At 67.8% G+C, this 17,794-nt stretch carries 14 protein-coding genes; 5 read left to right on the top strand and 9 right to left on the bottom strand.

What is annotated here, in order from left to right; genetic code table 11:
* The first annotated feature begins 191 nt into the window (after positions 1-191).
* On the top strand, positions 192-806 hold the full coding sequence (locus AXYL_RS18140) for an ATP-binding cassette domain-containing protein (protein ID WP_013394291.1): 615 nt from the start codon (positions 192-194) through the stop codon (positions 804-806).
* Between the two features lie 17 nt (positions 807-823).
* Here AXYL_RS18140 and AXYL_RS18135 read toward each other — a convergent pair whose 3' ends face one another.
* From AXYL_RS18135 to AXYL_RS18105, 7 genes are all read right to left on the bottom strand, one after another.
* Positions 824-1,807 (bottom strand): tripartite tricarboxylate transporter substrate binding protein, encoded by a 984-nt coding sequence (locus AXYL_RS18135; RefSeq protein ID WP_013394290.1) that lies wholly within the window; start codon positions 1,805-1,807, stop codon positions 824-826.
* Positions 1,808-2,098: 291 nt separating this feature from the next.
* A complete protein-coding gene (locus AXYL_RS18130; RefSeq protein WP_013394289.1) occupies positions 2,099-3,085 on the bottom strand; it encodes a tripartite tricarboxylate transporter substrate binding protein in 987 nt (328 codons plus the stop codon).
* A 38-nt stretch (positions 3,086-3,123) separates the two neighbouring features.
* On the bottom strand, positions 3,124-5,055 hold the full coding sequence (locus AXYL_RS18125) for an acyl-CoA synthetase (protein WP_013394288.1): 1,932 nt from the start codon (positions 5,053-5,055) through the stop codon (positions 3,124-3,126).
* Between the two features lie 15 nt (positions 5,056-5,070).
* Positions 5,071-6,204, bottom strand: coding sequence for an acyl-CoA dehydrogenase family protein (locus AXYL_RS18120; protein WP_013394287.1), 1,134 nt, complete (start codon positions 6,202-6,204; stop codon positions 5,071-5,073).
* 9 nt (positions 6,205-6,213) lie between these two features.
* On the bottom strand, positions 6,214-7,410 hold the full coding sequence (locus tag AXYL_RS18115) for an acyl-CoA dehydrogenase family protein (protein ID WP_013394286.1): 1,197 nt from the start codon (positions 7,408-7,410) through the stop codon (positions 6,214-6,216).
* A gap of 9 nt (positions 7,411-7,419) precedes the next feature.
* Positions 7,420-8,601, bottom strand: coding sequence for an acetyl-CoA C-acyltransferase (locus tag AXYL_RS18110; protein ID WP_013394285.1), 1,182 nt, complete (start codon positions 8,599-8,601; stop codon positions 7,420-7,422).
* 25 nt (positions 8,602-8,626) lie between these two features.
* Complete coding sequence (locus AXYL_RS18105; RefSeq protein WP_013394284.1) at positions 8,627-10,747, bottom strand: 3-hydroxyacyl-CoA dehydrogenase NAD-binding domain-containing protein; 2,121 nt, start codon at positions 10,745-10,747, stop codon at positions 8,627-8,629.
* Between the two features lie 204 nt (positions 10,748-10,951).
* On the opposite strand from AXYL_RS18105, the gene AXYL_RS18100 reads away from it, so the two are divergent.
* The 4 genes from AXYL_RS18100 to sodC all read left to right on the top strand — a co-directional run bounded on the left by AXYL_RS18100 (position 10,952) and on the right by sodC (position 15,786).
* A complete protein-coding gene (locus AXYL_RS18100; RefSeq protein ID WP_013394283.1) occupies positions 10,952-11,881 on the top strand; it encodes a LysR family transcriptional regulator in 930 nt (309 codons plus the stop codon).
* A 159-nt stretch (positions 11,882-12,040) separates the two neighbouring features.
* Positions 12,041-13,429, top strand: a complete 1,389-nt coding sequence (locus tag AXYL_RS18095; protein ID WP_013394282.1) for a GntP family permease — start codon at positions 12,041-12,043, stop codon at positions 13,427-13,429.
* 58 nt (positions 13,430-13,487) lie between these two features.
* On the top strand, positions 13,488-14,807 hold the full coding sequence (locus AXYL_RS18090) for a DUF445 domain-containing protein (protein ID WP_013394281.1): 1,320 nt from the start codon (positions 13,488-13,490) through the stop codon (positions 14,805-14,807).
* A 454-nt stretch (positions 14,808-15,261) separates the two neighbouring features.
* On the top strand, positions 15,262-15,786 hold the full coding sequence (gene sodC / locus AXYL_RS18085) for a superoxide dismutase family protein (RefSeq protein WP_013394280.1): 525 nt from the start codon (positions 15,262-15,264) through the stop codon (positions 15,784-15,786).
* 13 nt (positions 15,787-15,799) lie between these two features.
* Here the strand turns inward: sodC and AXYL_RS18080 are convergent, their stop codons facing one another.
* A complete protein-coding gene (locus AXYL_RS18080) occupies positions 15,800-16,423 on the bottom strand; it encodes a glutathione S-transferase family protein (RefSeq protein WP_013394279.1) in 624 nt (207 codons plus the stop codon).
* Between the two features lie 94 nt (positions 16,424-16,517).
* A complete protein-coding gene (locus tag AXYL_RS18075) occupies positions 16,518-17,738 on the bottom strand; it encodes an MFS transporter (protein ID WP_013394278.1) in 1,221 nt (406 codons plus the stop codon).
* Between the last annotated feature and the right edge of the window lie 56 nt (positions 17,739-17,794).

The raw sequence follows: 17,794 nt of genomic DNA, 5'->3' as shown, positions 1-17,794 counted from the left end.
AGGCAACCGTTACAAAATTCGAAATGTTTTGCTGAAAATTAACATTTATTTACGCTGCGTAATGTACGGCAAAAATGCGGATTCCCACATCGTCAATGGGGAAAAATTTGAGTTCAGTTCACATTTGCTGCGTTGACGCCACGCCCAGGCGGCGATGGCCGAGCGCCGTGTTCCTGCGTACACTCCCGGCCATGCTACGAATCGACAATCTCGGCAAGCGCTACGGCGACCATCTCGTCTTCCAGGGGCTGACCCATACCTTCAGGCCCGGATGCGTGGCGCTGTGCGAGGAAGACAGCACCGGCAAGTCCACGCTGCTGGGCATCATCGCGGGCGCGATCGCGCCGGATTCGGGGGATGTCTGGATCGACGGGCATTCCTTGGCCCAGGCGCCGGCGCAAGCGCGGGCCCGCCTGGCCTATGTGCCCGACAATTGCATGGCGCAGCCCGCGCAGACGGGGCGCGGATTGCTGGAACAGGTCGCGGCAGAGAAGAACGTGCCGCTGGCCGACAGCGTGCTGGACCTGGCCTTCCGGCTGGGGCTGGAGCCGCATCTGGACAAGCGCTTCGAGCAGATGTCGACAGGCACGCGGCGCAAGGTCTACCTGACGGCCGCGGCCCTGGGCGACCCGGCTGTCATCATTGCGGACGGGGCCAGCAACGGGCTGGACGCGCAGGCGCGCGGGGTGCTGGCCGAACAATTCAAGATCTGGGCGCAGGATCGGGTGGTGCTGTTCGCCAGCCACGATCCCGAGCTGGTGGAAGCCTGCGGCGCCAGATCAGTCGAGGTTGCGGCGCTGCGCTGAAGGCGGCGCCGCCCTGATTACTTCGCCATCAAGCCCAGGTACTCGATCAGGACTTTTTCCTTGACGTGGGTGGCCTGCGCCCATTCCTTGTAATCCTGGCTGTTGCGGTAGGCGGGCTGCTGATTCAGCTGCTTCATGACGTCCATGCTGGCGGGGTCGAACAGCGCCTTCTTGAAGGCGTCGTGCAGCGTCTTGACTACCGCGGGGTCCATGCCCTTCGGGCCGGTCAGCCCGTAGGGCGAGGTGGACACGACCTTGTAGCCCAACTCCTGTGCGGTGGGCACGTCGGGCCAGCGGGTAGTGCGCGTTTCGCCAAAGGTGACCAGCAGGCGCATCTTGCCGGAATCCACGAACTGGTCCCAGCCGGTGCCGTCGCTTTGCGCCATGAGATGGCCGCCCAGCAGGGCCTGCTGCATGTCGGCGTTGCCCTTGAACGGCACGTGGTTCAGCTTGACCTTGGCGTTGATGGCGACTTCTTCGATCAGCAGATGCGGCAACGAGCCGGTGCCGGGGGAGCCGTAGTCGATGGAGCCGGGCGCCTTGCGCGCCGCTTCGATGTACTCATTGAAGGTCTTGTACGGAGAATCGGCGCGGACGGTGAAGCCGAAGGTGTAGCCGGACAGGCCCAGGATGAAGGTGAAATCGTTGATGGGGTCCCAGCTGCTCTTCTGGATATAGGGCATGCGCAGCATGGCCTGGGTGTACAGGCTGATGGTGTAGCCGTCGGGCTTGGCGGTCTTGGCCATGGTGGCGGGGCCGAGGGTGCCGGCGGCGCCGGGCCGGTTTTCCACGATGACGGGCTGCCCCAGGTATTTGGCGGCGTCCTGCGCCACGATCCGCAGGTGGCGATCGGTGGAACCGCCGGCCGGGAAGGGCACGATCAGCGTGATGGGCTTGGACGGGTAGGCGCCTTGCGCGCCGGCGGCGAAAGGCAGGGCGGCGCCGGCGATCGAGAGCAGTGCGGCGCCGAGGCAGGCGCGCCGCAGGGGCTGCTGGGGCATGGGTTTGTCTCCTTGGGGTGTTGTTGTACGCGGGCAGGGAATTGCCGAGTCGTGCAGGGCGACCTTGACCGGCAATCGGGTCCACGCGCGTCGGCCTGGACTGCGATATCGGGTTGTTCGTCGGCTTTTACGCGAAACAGCGCGCCATCGTTGTGCAGGCCGGCTTCCTGCGTCAATCAAGATTAAATTGATCTCCCTGAGGTCGGCCGTGTGCCAAGTCACAACGGCCGACTGCCAAGTGGCGTCCGGGAGTCTTCTTGAAATGGAGAGTTCGGCTTCCTGGCCGCCAGTTCAATCCTTCGCCATCAATCCCAGGTACTCGATCAGGCCTTTTTCCTTGACGTAGGTGGCCTGCGCCCATTCCTTGTAGTCCTGGCTGTTGCGGTAGGCGGGCTCCTGGTTCAGCTGCTTCATGACGTCCATGCTCGCCGGGTCGAACAGCGCCTTCTTGAAGGCGTCATGCAAGGTCTTCACCACCGCGGGGTCCATGCCCTTGGGGCCGGCCAGGCCGTAGGGCGAGGTGGAGACCACCTTGTAGCCCAGCTCCTGGGCCGTGGGCACGTCGGGCCAGCGCGTGGTGCGCTTTTCGCCGAAGGTGACCAGCAGGCGCATCTTGCCCGAGTCCACGAACTGGTCCCATCCGGTCGCATCGCTTTGTGCCATGACGTGGCCGCCCAGCAGGGCTTGCTGCATGTCGGCGTTGCCCTTGAAGGGCACATGGTTCAGTTTCACCTTGGCATTGATGGCGACCTCCTCGATCAGCAGGTGCGGCGAGGAACCGATGCCGGTGGAGCCGTAGTCGATGGTGCCGGGCGCCTTGCGCGCCGCCTCGATGTACTCGTTGAAGGTCTGGTACGGGGAATCGGAGCGGACGGTGAAGCCGAAGGTATAGCCCGACAGGCCCAGGATGAAACTGAAGTCGTTGATGGGATCCCAGCTGCTCTTCTGCATGTAGGGCATGCGTAGCATGGCCAGGGTGTACAGAGTGACGGTGTAGCCGTCGGGCTTGGCGGTCTTGGCCATGGTGGCGGGGCCCAGGGTGCCGCCGGCGCCGGGCCGGTTTTCCACGATGACGGGCTGCCCCAGGTATTTGGAGGCGTCCTGCGCCACGATGCGCAGGTGGCGGTCGGTGGAACCGCCGGCCGGGAAGGGCACGATCAGCGTGATCGGCTTGGACGGGTAGGCGCCTTGCGCGGCGGCGGCGAAAGGCAGGGCGGCGCCGGCCATAGCGAGCAACGCGGCGCCGAGGCAGGCGCGCCGCAGGGGCTGGTGGGTCATGGGTTTGTCTCCTGGGGTGTTGTTGTGTGGGGAACTGCTCAGTCGCGCAGCGCGACTTTTACCGGCAGCCGGGCCAGCGCGTCGCGCAGGCTGGCTTTGAGCGCTTCGGGCGCACGGGGGTCGGCAAGCACAGAGACCTCGGGTTGCGCGTTGGCCTCTACGCGGAACAGCGTGCCGTCGTCGATCAGGCCAGCGTCCTGCAGGGTGTGCGCCACCACGGCCTGGGCCGATACGGCGGTGGCCAGGCGGCGCAGATCGGGCTTGTAGATCTTGCCGACATTGGTCATGGGCATGCTGTCCAGCACGATGACGCGCTTGGGCCGCGCCGGGCTCTCGTCCACGTGTTCGGCGGCGTAGGCCAGCAGTTCTGCTTCCTGTACCTGCGCGCCCTCGGCCAGCGTGACGAAGGCGATGGGCAGTTCGCCGGCATAGGCGTCGGGAGCGCCGACCGCGGCGCAGAGCTGCACAGCGGGATGCGAGGCGAGCGCGTCCTCGATGGTCTTGGGATCGATGTTGTGGCCGCTGCGGATGATCAGGTCCTTGGCGCGGCCTTGCAGGTGCAGGCGGCCAGCGTCATCCATATAGCCCACGTCGCCGCTGATCAGCCAGCCGTCTTCGGTAAAGGCGCGCGCCGTGTCGTCGGGGTCGAGAAAGCCGGGAATGACGTTGGGCGCCTTGAACAGCACCATGCCGGCCTTGCCAGCGGGCAAGTCGCGCGCGGGCGTGCCGGCCGGCAGGTCCAGGCCGACGATGCGGACCTGCACATAGGGCAGCGGAAAGCCGACGCAGCCTACCGGGAACTCGCAGCCGGGCGGCGAGATGGTCGAGATGCCGGCCATTTCCGTCATGCCCAGGCTTTCGTTGACGTGCAGTCCGAACAGGCGCTTGAAGCGGGCCGCCAGTTCGGCGGGCAGGGGCGCGGCGCCGGTGCGGCAATAGCGCAGCGAGGAGATGTCGGCGCCGGCCAGCGGCACTTCGGCCAGCGCCGCGAGGATGGTGGGCACGCCTTGCAACGAGGTGGCGCGATGGTGTTCGACCAGGCGCCAGTAGTTGCGCAGCACGTCGCGGTTGCGCAGCAGCAGGGTGGTGGGAATGACGGTTTCCACGCCCGCCGACAGGGCGGCCAGCGATGCCGGCAGCACGCCCGCCACATGGAACAGCGGATAGCCGTTGATGACCACGTCGTCCGGTCCGGCGTTCTGCAATTGCACCGCGGCCCAGGCGCTGAAGACCTGGTTGGCATGCGTGTGGATGGCCAGCTTGGGCGCGCCGGTGGTGCCGCCAGTATGGAAGTACGCGGCCACGTCGTCCGCCTGGATCGCGCGGCCGCTGACCAGGCGGTCGGCCGGTTGCGTGGCGCGCGCGGCGTTGAAATCCAGCGCATGGTCGGGCAGCGCGGGGCGGGCCGGGGACGGCTCGTCCAGCGGCGCCACGCGCAGCAGCGTGTGCAGCGTAGGCACGCGTTCTCGCAGGCGCAGCGCCTTGGACCAGGAACCGCATTCGACGTCGGACCCGTAGGCGATCAGGACCTTGGCGCGCGCCGTGGTCATGAGGGACACGAGCTTGTCTTCGGCCAGCAAGGGGTTCAAGGGCTGGACGATGCCGGCGGCCTCGCCGCCCCACAGCGCCAGGTGGTACTCCAGGCAGCCGGGCAGCAGGATGCCGACGGCGTCGTCCGGGCCCACGCCCAGCTCATGCAGCAGGTTGGCGGTCTGGTGGATGCCGGCGAGCAGTTCGCGGTAGCTCCAGCGCAGCGGCGCGTCGCCGGGGTCGGCGCTGCGCAGAAAGGTCAGCGCGGTCTTGTCGCCGAAGGCCGCGGCCGAATTGCGGAAGATTTCATAGGTGCTTTGCACCGTGAGCGTCTCGGCCAGCGGCCGGGCTTGCAGACGCTGCACGTCCGCGGCGCTGCGCACGGCGAAGGGCGCGGCGAAGGGCGGCGAAAGGGGCGGGGCGGCTTGGACCTGGGTCATTGCGGGGGCCTCCTTTCAAGCCTGCCCAAGCGCAATGTAGCGCCGCAGGTGATGGTCTTCGTCGCCCAACTGGTGATCGATCATGACCAGGCGCTTGGCGTAGTGCGCCAGCGGCAGCTCCCAGGTCATGCCGATGCCGCCGTGCAACTGGATGCTCTCTTCGGCTACCAGGGTGCCGATGCGGCCGATGGTGTATTTGGCGGCGGATAGCGCGCGCTCGCGGGTGGCGCGGTCGGGGTGGTCGAGCGCGGCCGCAGCGTTGATCACGGCCGAGCGCGCCTGTTCGATCTCCAGCAGCACGTCGGCCATGCGGTGCTGCAAGGCCTGGAAGCTGCCGAGGGGGGCGCCGAACTGGCGACGCGTGCGCAGGTATTCCAGGGTGGCGTCGCGGGCGCAGTCCATCGCGCCCACGGCTTCGGCGCACAGGGCCAGGATGCCGCGGCCGGCGGCGCGCTCCAGCAGCGGGTAGCCGGCGCCGGCCTCGCCCAGCAGCGCCTCCGGGGCAAGCTGCACCCCATAGAAAACGAGTTCCGCCGCGCGCCCGCCGTCGATCAGGCCATAGCCGCGCGCCGTCAGGCCGGGCGTGCCGGCGCTGACCAGGAACAGGCTGATGCCGGCCTCGTCGTCCGGGCCGCCCGCGCTGCGGGCCGGGACCAGAAACAGGTCGGCGTGTTCGCCCGCCGCGACCACCGCTTTCGCGCCGTTGAGCACCCAGCCGTCCTGGTTGCGTTCGGCGCGGGTTTCGACATGCGCCAGTTCGTAGCCGGAGTCGGGTTCGGCGTGGGCCAGTGCGGCGGTGATGGTGCCGGCGATCAGGCCTTCGAGCGCTTCGCGCTGGGCTGGCGTGCCAGCGGAGGCGATGGCGCTGCCGACCATCAACGCGTCCAGCAGGGGTTCGACGGCCAGGCCGCGGCCCAGCGCCTCGAACACCACGGAGATGTCGAAGCCGGTTCCGCCCAGCCCGCCATCCGCTTCGGCAAACAGCGCGCCGACGGCGCCCAGTTCGGCGTAGCGCTGCCACAGTTCCAGGCTGTAGCCGCGCTCTGAAAGGGCATTGCGGTCGCGCGTGGCGAAGTCGTTCTGTTCGGCGACAAAGCGGCGCAGCATGTCGGAGAGCATGCGCCGGTCTTCGGTGTGTTCAAAGTTCATGGCCGGCCCTTACAGTCCGAGGATCATCTTGGAGATGATGTTCTTCTGGATTTCATTGGAGCCGCCGAAGATCGACAGCTTGCGGTTGTTGAAGTACTGCGCGGCGGCGCTCTCGGCGCCTTCGGGGCCGATGGGCGGCGCGCCGTAGCCGTCGTGCAGGGCCTCGGGCACGAAGGGGCGGGCGTAGGGACCCATGGCGCGGCGGTTCAGCGCGCTGATCTCCTGGCGGATCTGGGTGCCGCGTATCTTCAGCATGGAACTTTCGGCGCCGGGCGCGCCGCCGCCGGCCACGGCCGCGACCACGCGCAGGTTGGTGGTGCGCATATTGGCCAGCTCGATCTCGACGCGCGCCAGCCGCGCGGCAAAGTCCGGATCCTCGGCCAGCGGCCGGCCGTTCTTGCGCTGGCGTTGGGCCACGGTCTTCAGGCGCGCCAGCGCCGCGGTCGATTGGCCGACGCCGGCGATGTTGGTGCGTTCATAGGTCAGCAGGTATTTGGCGCAGGTCCAGCCGCGGTTTTCCTCGCCCACCAGATTGGTGGCCGGCACCCGCACATCGGAGAAGAACACCTCGTTGACTTCGTGTTCGCCGTCCAGCGTGATGATGGGGCGCACTTCCACGCCGGGGCTGGCCATGTCGATCAGCAGGAAGCTGATGCCTTCCTGGCGCCGGCCTTCCTGCGACGTCCGCACCAGGCAGAAAATCATGTTGGCGTACTGGCCCAGCGTGGTCCAGGTCTTCTGGCCGTTGACGATGTAGCTGTCGCCGTCGCGCACCGCCGTGGTGTTGACCGAGGCCAGGTCGGAGCCCGCGCCGGGTTCGGAGTAGCCCTGGCACCACCAGTCGCTGCCGTCGAGGATGCGCGGCAGCCAGTGGCGCCGTTGCGCCTCGGTGCCGTACTTGATCAGCACCGGGCCCAGCATGCTGAGGCCGAAGGGCACGATGCGCGGCGCGCCGGCCAGCGCACATTCGTTTTCGAAGATGTACTTCTGCACGGCGCTCCAGCCGGTGCCGCCGTACTCCATCGGCCAGTGGCTGGCGAGCCAGCCCTGGCGGTTGAGGATGGCGTGCCACTCGACCATGTCGGCGCGCGTCAGCAGCTTGCCTTGTACGACCTTGGCGGAAAGGCGTTCGGGCAGGTGGCTGGCAAGAAAGGTCCGCACTTCATCGCGGAAGGCGTTTTCTTCGGGGGTGAATTCCAGGTCCATGGGGGATCCTCAGTAGATTTCGAACAGGCCGGCCGCGCCCATGCCGCCACCCACGCACATGGTGACGACGGCATAGCGGGCGCCGCGGCGGCGGCCTTCGATGAGTACGTGGCCGGCCAGGCGGGCGCCGGTGACGCCGAAGGGGTGACCCAGGGCAATGGCGCCGCCGTCGACGTTCAAGCGGTCCATCGGGATGCCGAGCTTTTCCTGGCAATACAAGGCTTGCGAGGCGAAGGCTTCGTTCAATTCCCAGAGGTCGATGTCCTGCACCTTGAGGCCGTGGCGCGCCAACAGCTTGGGCACGGCGTAGACCGGGCCTATGCCCATCTCGTCGGGTTCGCAGCCGGCGATCGCCAGTCCGCGGAATGCGCCCAGCGGCTTGATGCCGGCGCGTTGGGCTTCGGCGGCTTCCATCAGCACGCAGGCGGCGGCGCCGTCCGACAACTGCGAGGCATTGCCCGCCGTGACGAACTGGCCGGCGCCGCGCACGGGGGCCAGCGAGGCCAGGGCTTCATAGGTGGTGCCGGGGCGGTTGCAGGTGTCGCGGTCCACGGTCACTTCGCGTTCACTGACGGCGCCGGTGGCGCGGTCGGTGACGGACATGATGGTGGTGACGGGGATGATCTCCTCCACATACCGGCCCGCGGCCTGGGCGGCCTCGGTGCGCGCCTGGCTTTGCGCGGCGAAATGGTCCTGGGCTTCGCGGCTGATGCCGTAGCGGGCCGCCACGATGTCGGCGGTTTCTATCATGGGCAGGTAGAGTTCGGGCTTGTGGTCCACGATCCACGGATCCATGCCGCTGACGCCGTCGTCGCGGCTGCGGATTTGCGACACCAGCTCCACGCCGCCCGCGATCATGGCGGGGGCGCCGTCCATGACGATGCGGCTGGCGGCCGAAGCGATGGCCTGCAGGCCCGAGGCGCAATAGCGGTTGACGGTGGCGCCGCCCACGCTGACCGGCAGGCCGGCGCGGATCACGGCCTGGCGGCCGATGTTGCGGCCGGTGGCGCCTTCCGGGTAGCCGCAGCCGATGAAGGCGTCCTCGATCAGGGCGGGATCGATGCCGGCGCGGTCGACGGCGGCGCGCACGGCATGCGCGGCCAGGGTGGGGCCGGCGATCAGGTTGAATTCGCCACGCCCCGCTTTGGTGATGGGGGTGCGGGCGGTGGAGACGATGACGGCTTCGCGCATGGCGTGTTCCTGTCTGGTATCGGGGTCAGGCGGATGGATTCAGGGTGGCGAAATTGCGGCCGGATTCGGCCAGTTGCACCAGCAGCGGCGAGGGTTTCCAGAAGGCGGGATCCTCCTGCGCATAGCCGCGGATATCGGCCAGTACACGGTTCAGCCCCACGCTGTCGGCGTAGTGCATCGGGCCGCCGCGATAGCGCGGAAAGCCGTAGCCGGACAGGAACACCACGTCGATGTCGGAAGGACGCTGGGCGATGCCCTGATGCAGCACATTGGCCGCTTCGTTGATCATGGCGGCCAGGTAGCGGCGCTGGATGTCTTCTTGCGTGTAGGCGTGCGGCGTGACGCCGGCGCGCGCGCGTTCGGCGTCGATGAGGGCGAGCACTTCGGGATCTTGTTCGCCCTGGCGCGCGCCGTCGGGGTAGAGGTAAAAGCCGCGGCCCGTCTTCTGGCCGAACCAGCCGCGTTCGCACAGCCGGTCGGGAATCTGCACATAGCGCAGCGCGGGGTCGCGCGTGGGCGCGCGGCGCTTGCGCGTGGCCCAGCCTATGTCGCCACCAGCCAGGTCCGCCATCTGGTAGGGCCCCATGGGGTAGCCGAAGGCGCGCACGGCGGCGTCGATCTCGTAGGGCGAGGCGCCGTCCTCCATCATCATGTCGGCCGCCTGGCGGTGCACGGCCAGGATGCGGTTGCCGATGAAGCCATCGCACACGCCGGCACGCACCGGGATCTTGCGCAGTCGTCGCGCCAGTTCGAAGCCGGTAGCCACGGTGTCGGGCGCGGTGTGGTCGCCCACCACGACTTCCAGCAGCTTCATGATGTTGGCCGGCGAAAAGAAATGCAGGCCCAGCACGTCGGCGGGCCCGCGCGTGGCGGCGGCGATGAGGTTGACGTCCAGGTACGAGGTATTGGTGGCCAGCACCGCGCCGGGCTTGGCGACGCGGTCCAGCTGCGCGAACACGGTCTGCTTGACCGCCATGTCCTCGAACACGGCCTCGATGATGAGGTCGGCGTCGTCCAGCGCCTCGTAGCGGGTCGAGCCGGTGTAGCGCGCCATGCGGGCGTCGCGCTCGTCGGCGCCGATCCGGCCTTTCTTGACCAGCAGCTCGTAGACCTGCGCGACGCGACCGCGGCCGCGTTCCAGCGCGGCCTCATCCTGCTCGACCATGGTCACGGGAAAGCCGGCGTCCAGCGCCGACACGGCAATGCCCGCGCCCATGGTGCCGCCGCCGACGATGCCGATGCGTTCCAACCGCCGCGGCCGGGCGGGCTCTTGCCCCGGCATCTTGGCCGTGTCGCGCTCCGCGAAGAAGGCGTGCACCAGTCCCGCGCGCTGCGGGCTGTCCAGGCATTGCAGGAACAGGGCGCGTTCGGTGCGCAGGCCTTCCTCGAAAGGCTGCTCGATGGCGGCGCGCACGGCCTCGACGATCTTGGCGGGCGAGTACAGCCCGCGGGTGGTTCGGGCGACGCGTTCGGCGGCGGCGTCGACCTGGGCCAGCGCGGCGACGCGGTCTTCCAGCGCCCCGGCATCGCGGGTGCGACGCGGGCCGGCGCCCAGCGCCAACAGTTGCCGGGTGTAGGCCAGGCCCGCGTCGAGCGGATCGGCTTCGTCGGACAACGCGTCCACCAGGCCCGCTTCCCGGGCCGATCCGGCGGTCAGGTGTTTGCCGCTCAGCATCAGGTCCAACGCCGCCTGCGCGCCCATCAGGCGCGGAGCACGCTGGGTGCCGCCGGCGCCGGGCAAGAGGCCCAGGTTCACCTCGGGCAGGCCCAGCCTGGCGCCCGCCAGCGCGACGCGGTAGTGCGCAGCCAGCGCCACTTCCAGTCCGCCGCCCAGCGCCGCGCCATGCAGCGCGGCCACCACCGGTTTGGCGCTGGCCTCGATCTGGTTGCAGACCTCGGGCAGGATGGGCGGTTGCGGCGGCTTGCCGAATTCGCGGATGTCGGCGCCAGCGATGAAGTTCTTGCCCGCGCCCAGGAGCAGGATGGCGCGCACCTGCGGGTCGGCCTGGGCGTCGCGGATGGCCGCGGCCAGATCGGCGCGCACGGCGGCGCTCAGGGCATTGACGGGGGGATGGTCGATGGTGACGACGAGGATGTCGTCATAGCGGCGCGTGTTGGCTGCGCCGGTGCTTGCGCTGTCTGTCATGGACAGTGTCTCCGATGAGGTCTGCCGTGGCGGCGGCGCCAGGGGCGGCCGCCAGGACTCAGCCTGGTGGGCCAGGAACGGCCCGTCTTTTCTGGCCTCATTCTTTCGCAGTAAAGAAGTCTTGACAATGGCATCGATAATTGACATTGAAGTCAAAAAAATTTGACAATTGGCGGGTGCATCACCCTGGCGAGGAGGCCCTGGATGGACACCAAATCCCTGACATTGCTGGTGGAAATACTGGACGCGGGCAATCTCAGCGAGGCCGCGCGCCGCCTGAAGATGACGCGCGCCAATGTCAGCTACCACCTGAATCAGCTGGAGCGCTCGGTCGGCATGCAGCTAGTGCGCCGCACCACCCGGCATGTGGAGCCCACGGAAATCGGACTGAAGCTGTATCAGCATGGCCGCAGCATCCAGGACGAACTCGCGGCGGCGCGCGAATCCGTCGAGACTCTGGGCAAGACGCCGCAGGGCAAGGTCAGGCTGAGCGTGCCCAGCGGCTACGGGCAGTTCGTGATGACGCCCTGGCTGCTGGAGTTCAAGCGGACCTATCCGGACATCGTGCTGGACGTGCTGTTCGAGAATAGTGTGGACGACCTGCTGCGCGATGAGGTCGACATCGCGATACGCATCATGTCCGAACCGCCGCAGAACCTGGTGGCGCGCGAGCTGGGCCAGGTCCGCTACGTGGCCTGCGCGTCCCGGGCCTATGCCGCCGCCCGCGGCCTGCCGCAGCATCCGGAAGAGCTGGCGCGCACGCCCACCATCAGCGCCGCGGTCATCGGACGGCCCTTGCGGCTTTCCGCCTACTACGGCGGCCAGCCGCGGCAGCACGTGATACTGGAGCCGACCGTGATCTCGCGTAACTACGCTTTCCTGCGCGATGCGACCTTGGCGGGGTTGGGCGTGGGCGTGGTGCCGGACTACGTGGTCCATGACGACATTGCGCGCGGCGATCTGGTGGCCGCGCTGCCGCAATGGCGGCTGAGCATTTTTGGACGCGGCATGTACATGCTGTACATGCCCAACCGGCACCATCCGCGGGCGATCTCGATGATCATCGAATTCATCCTGGAACGGGCCCAGGCCGCCCACGAAGGCAGACCGGGACTGCTGGGCGCGGCGGGTTGATGCCTGCTTCGTCGCGGTGTGAACAGGCCCCTGGGCTTGCGGCTTTCCTGACTGGGCGTTCAGCTTGGCGGGAATAAAATCCGTGTTTCTTTCGGCGTATGGCCTGCACGCGGCCTGCAAACGGCCGCAGGGCCGCGCCCATTTTTCCCAGGCCCGTCCATGTCCTCCTCCGACATCCAATTGCTTCTTACCGCGCTGGCCAGCGTGCTGGTGCTGGTTGCGCTGATCGTCTCGCGCATCCGCATGCATCCGTTGCTGGCGCTGCTCATCGTCTCCATCGGCGTGGGGTTCGCCACCGGCATGGAGCCGGTGGCCATCGTCAAGAATCTGAGCAACGGCGCGGGCAAGACCTTGGGCGCGGTGGGCGTGGTGATCGCGCTGGGCGCGATGCTGGGCAAGATCCTGGCGGATTCGGGCACGACCGAACGCCTGGCCAACGCCATCCTGCGCCATACCTCTGCCCGCATGATTCCCTGGGCCATGACCCTGGTGGCGTTCGTCATCGGCATTCCGATGTTCTTCGAGGTGGGTCTGGTGGTGATGCTGCCGCTGATCTTCAGCGTGGCCCGCAAGCTGGAAAGCCAGGAGCGCTTCAAGGGGTCGGCCTATGTGTACGTGGGCGTGCCGGTGATAGCGGCCCTGGCGGCGATGCACGGCATGGTGCCGCCGCACCCCGGCCCGCTGACGGCCATCGCCACGCTCAAGACCACGGTGGGGCCGACCATGATCTATGGCTTCATCGCGGCGCTGCCGGCCATGGTGTTCGGCGGTCCCTTGTATGGCGCCTTCATTGCGCCACGGATGACGACGCGCCCGGACGAGGCGCTGCTTGAACAGTTCACCACGGCCCGCCAGGAAACCGCCGGCCGCGGCGCGCCCAGCGTGGGCCTGGGTGTGCTGGCGGCCTTGCTGCCCGCCTTGCTGATGCTGGTGCACGCGGGCGCCGAGATGCTGCTGCCCAAGGATTCCGGCGCCATGCATGTGGCGGCTTTCCTGGGCGACCCGCTGGTCGCGATGCTGCTGGGCGTGCTGTTCGCCGCTGTCACCCTGGTGCTGATGCGGGGCGGCGACGCGGAAAAGCTGCGCGATGGCTTGGGCAAGAGCCTCAAGCCGATCGCCGGCATCATGCTGATCATCGCGGGCGGCGGGGCGTTCCAGCAGGTGCTCACCAGCGCCCACGTGGGCGATGCCATCGTGCACCTGACCCATCAGTTCGCGCTGCCGCCGTTGGTGCTGGGCTGGCTGATCGCCATGCTGCTGTCGGTGTCCACGGGTTCGGCAACGGTCGGCATCGTGGGCGCGGCGGGCCTGCTGGCGCCGCTGGCGGGCGCCGATCCCAGCCTGAACCTGCCGCTGCTGGCGCTGGCCATCGGCTGCGGTTCGCTGTTCTTCAATTACGCCAATCACGCGGGCTTCTGGATGGTGAAGGAGTCCTTCGGCATGACCATGGGCGAAGCCACCAAGACAATTTCGGTGGTGCAGTCCATCGTGTCGGTGGTGGGACTGGTCATGGTCCTGCTGTTCAACCTGTTGCCGCCTCTGGGCTGACGTCCGGGGGCTGCGGGGGCCGCTACGTTATGCTGGGTCTGTCCAAGCCGGAGACCCCATGACAGAGACGCCCCGTTCCGCCGCCACGCATTCCGCGCTGGCTTCCGAGGCGCGCCGCGCCCAGTTGCGGCGCATGAAGATCGCCGCATTGGCCTTGCTGGTGGCGATGGTCTGCGGCTTCATCACTAGCCACGTGATGGGCGGGCAGGGCGCATGGGCCTGGGTGCGGGCGTTCTGCGAGGCGGCCACGGTGGGCGCGCTGGCCGACTGGTTCGCGGTGGTGGCGCTGTTCCGCCGGCCGATGGGCCTGCCGATTCCGCACACTGCCATCATTCCCAGCAATAAGGACCGCATCGGCGACAACCTGGCGGTGTTCGTGCGCGACCACTTCCTGGATCCGGACACCTTGATGGAGAAGTTGCGGGTGTTCGATCCGGCCGCGCGCCTGAGCCGCTGGCTGGGGCGTCCGCGGCAGGCGCGCGCTTTGAGCGAAGGGGCGCGCAATGTGGCCTTGCAGACGCTGGATCTGCTGGATGACCGGGCGGTGCGGGGGGTGATCCAGGAGTTCGTGGTGAAGAATCTGCGGCGTTGGGATGCGGCGGATACGGCGGGCGAGGTGCTGGGTCTGCTGACGCGAGACGGGCGGCATCAGGAGCTGCTGGACGCGGCGCTGGAGCGGCTGGGCGGCTATCTGGGCGATGAAGAAGTGAAGGCGCGGGCTTCGAATCTGCTGGTGAAGTTCGCCAAGAAGGAGTGGCCGCGCATCATTGCGGCGGTGGACGTGGTCAAGTCGGTGGACGGGATTGCGGACAATCTGGCGGACCGGCTGGCGCGGGCGCTGGTGGAGGAGTTGCGGGACGTGCTGTCCGAGCCGGGGCATCCGGTGCGGCGGGATTATGAGGCCTGGGTGCAGGATTACATCCGGCGGTTGAAGGATGATCCGGCCTTGGCGGCGCAGGTGGAGGCGCTGAAGCAGCGGGCGATCGATCATCCGAAGGTGCAGGAGTATGTGCAGGGACTTTGGGACGATATCCATGCTGCGCTGCGGAGGGATCTGTCGTCCGAGGATTCGGCGCTGGCACGGCATCTGGAGAGCGCTTTGCTCGCTTTGGGGCGCAAGCTGGGGGAGGATCCGGGATTGCGGGAGGCGATCAACAATCACGTGCTGGGCGGGGCGCGGCGCTTGACGGGGCGCTTGCGCAGCGGGGTTACGGAGCATATTTCACGCACGGTGAAGAATTGGGACGAGCGGCATCTGGTGGACGAGCTTGAGCTCAGCGTGGGGCGGGATCTGCAGTACATCCGGTTCAATGGCACCTTGGTGGGCGGATTGATAGGCGTGGCGCTGCATGCGGTGGTGTTAATGGTTCGAGGGTGATGCGGTTGCCTTGTGAGATGGTTGCTGCTTCCAGTGCTTCGTAGGCCGCCCGCGCCGACGGGCTACGTGCGTCTTGGTATTTGGCGCTGCTGCAGCGGTGTTTGGTTTCGAGTCTTGCGATGCCCGTCAATTGCGGCCGCCCGGGCGGCCGCAGTTGACGTACGTTGGGTGAGGCGTCGGGATTTTGTACGCTGGCGCGAATGCGACGGGACGGTGCTTGGGGAACCCTACGATCCGTAGGATGGGTGAGGCGCGAGAACCCCGCGCGTAGCAAGCCGCCATTCAATGCGCGCAAGCCATCATCACGGCAAGATCTACGTTTGTATCAGGAACGAAGATTGCTGGCAGACGCTGTGACCCGAATGCTATTGTTTTTTGCGGCATGGGCGGCAACGGGTCGTCCATGCACCATCGGGCGTCCGCGGCTTGCGGGCGCGTATCTTGGAGGCACCCCATGAAGAAAATCTCGATGCTGGTCGCGGCGCTTGCGTTGGCAGGCGCGTCTGGCGCGGCGTTGGCGGAAGACGTGTCGATGTCGTTCCTGAGCGCGGAGGGCGTGGGCAAGAGCGCTGGCACAATCTCACTCAAGGACACCAAGGGCGGGCTGCAGCTTACGCCGCATTTGAAGGGCTTGCCGCCCGGCGAACACGGCTTCCATGTGCATGAGAAGGGCTCGTGCGAGCCTGGCATGGTGAACAACCAGATGGCGGCTGGCGGCGCCGCGGGCGGGCATTTCGATCCCAAGGGCACCAAGGCGCACAAGGGGCCGATGGCGACCGACGGGCATCAGGGCGATCTGCCTTTCATCGTGGTTGCCGCGGATGGCACGGCCACGAAGGCCGTGGTGGCGCCGCATCTGAAGCTGGCCGATGTGAAGGGTCGTGCGGTGATGGTGCACGTGGGCGGCGACAACTACAGCGATACGCCGGCGCCGCTGGGCGGTGGGGGCGGTCGGCTGGTTTGCGGGGTGGTGAAGTAGCCGCCTGGTCGCGTCAGGCGGTGCCGTTGCGGCCGTGCAGCCGGTAGCCTTCGCGTTCGGCGAGCCGGTCGTAATAGGCGGCGACGGCCGGCAGTTGCGGTTTGTCGAAGGGCGTGCGGAACCAGCGGTTGACCGACAGGCCGACGGGGATGTCGGCCAGCGAGAACGCGGGGCCGGCGACGTAGCCGCCGGCCTGTTCCAGGCGCCGGTTCAGTATCTCCATGAATCGCGCCCATTCGCGGCAGGATGCCTCGATCGCGGCGCGGTCGCGGTGGGCGGCTGATTCGCGCGCCAGGGCCATGAAGGCGTAGCTCCAGGAGCGGTTCAGGTCGGTCGCCTGCCAGTCCATCCATTGGTCGACGCGGGCGCGCAGCCTGGGCTCGATGGGGTACAGGCGTTGGCCGCCGTATTGCGAGGCCAGGTAGCGGATGATGCTGTTGGACTCCCACAGCACGAAGTCGCCGTCCCGGATGACGGGCACCATCGCGTTCGGATTCAACGCCAGGAACGCGGGATCGCTGGTGGGCTGGAAACCGGAACCCCAATCCTCGCGTTCGAACCGCAGGTCCAGTTCGGCGCAGGTCCATAGGACCTTGCGCACGTTGATGGATGACGCCTTACCCAGGATTTTCAGCATCTTGCCGGCATCGTTTCGATTGACCGTGGCAGTCTAGCGGGCCGCGGTTGACGCGGGCAGGTACAGATTGCCGGTTTTCCGTGCGCAACAGCCTTCAGCAGGCGCCGGCCTCGGGCTGGCTGCGCAGGCGCAGCACGGGCGAGGTGTACAGCACCACGAATTGCACGGCGAAGCCGGCGGTCGACACCCATAGGCAGGCTTCGACGCCGACCCGCGCGGCGAGCGCGGCGCCGATCAGTGCGCCGACGGGGCGGGCGCCGAAGGTGGCGGTCAGGATCACGGCGGACACCCGGCCCAGCAGGGCATTGGGCGTGATGGCCTGGCGCAGCGTGGTGGTGGTGATGGTCCAGAGTATGGGACCCGCACCGAACAGGAAGAAGCCCGCCGCAGCCCAGGCGCCGGACGGATAGACCAAGGTGGACAGCAGAATGACGCTTGCGATCAACGCGGCCAGCGGGCCGACGGCGATCATGCCGCCGAAGCTCAGCCGCTGGGCCAGCCACGGCGCCAGCAGGGCGCCGGCCACCATGCCGCCGCCATACACGCCCAGCGTGAGGCCGACGGCCGCCGCAGACAGGCCCAGCCGTTCGATGGCGTAGGCGACGTAGACGGCTTGCAGCACGAACCAGGCGGTATTGAAGAAGACGGCGGTCACCAGCACCGGGCGCAGCAGCGGGTGCGTGAGGACAAAGGCCGCGCCTTCGCGCAGTTCTTCCAGCAGGCGGCGGCGCGGCGCCGGTCCGGGCCTGTCGTGGGGCAGGCCGGCCAACAGCAGGGCTGCCAGCAGTGACAGCACGGTGGCCAGGACATAGGCCGAGGGCGCGCCCATCCAGCCGACCAGTGCGCCGCCGGCGGCCGGCCCTGCGGAGAAGGCGGCGCTGCGAGCGAGCTCCAACCAGCGGTTGGCGCTGGCCAGTTCGGCGGGCGCGACCAGCCTGGGCACCAGCGCTGGAGCGGCGACGTTGTAGGCGACCGTGCCGACCGCGCCCAGGAAGCCCAGCGCGGCCAGCCAGCCCAGGCTCAGTCCCCCCGTTGCAAGCAGCGCCAGCAGGCCCAGCAGGCTGGCGGCGCGTACGTACTCGGCGGCGGTCATCAGCGCGCGTCGCGACATCCGGTCGGCCAATACGCCGGCGGGCAGGGACAGCAGCAGGAAGGGCAGGGTCTGGGCGGTTTGCAGATAACCCGTCTCTGCTGCGCTGGCGCCCAGCGCCAGGACCGCGACCAGCGGCGCGGCCGCGAGCGCCATCTGTTCGGAGAATTGGGCGGCCAGGTTGGAGGCGGCCAGACGGCGGAACGCGGAGAGCAGAGCGGACATGGGACACGGACGGCGGAAACGGCAAGGGCACGATCATGATCGTGCCCTTGTCTGTC

It is taken from the genome of Achromobacter xylosoxidans A8 (assembly GCF_000165835.1).
In the GTDB taxonomy this organism is placed as follows: Bacteria; Pseudomonadota; Gammaproteobacteria; order Burkholderiales; family Burkholderiaceae_B; genus Achromobacter; species Achromobacter xylosoxidans_B.
The sequence above is the reverse complement of the archived record's forward strand: the minus strand, read 5'-3'. Positions and strand labels throughout refer to the sequence as shown.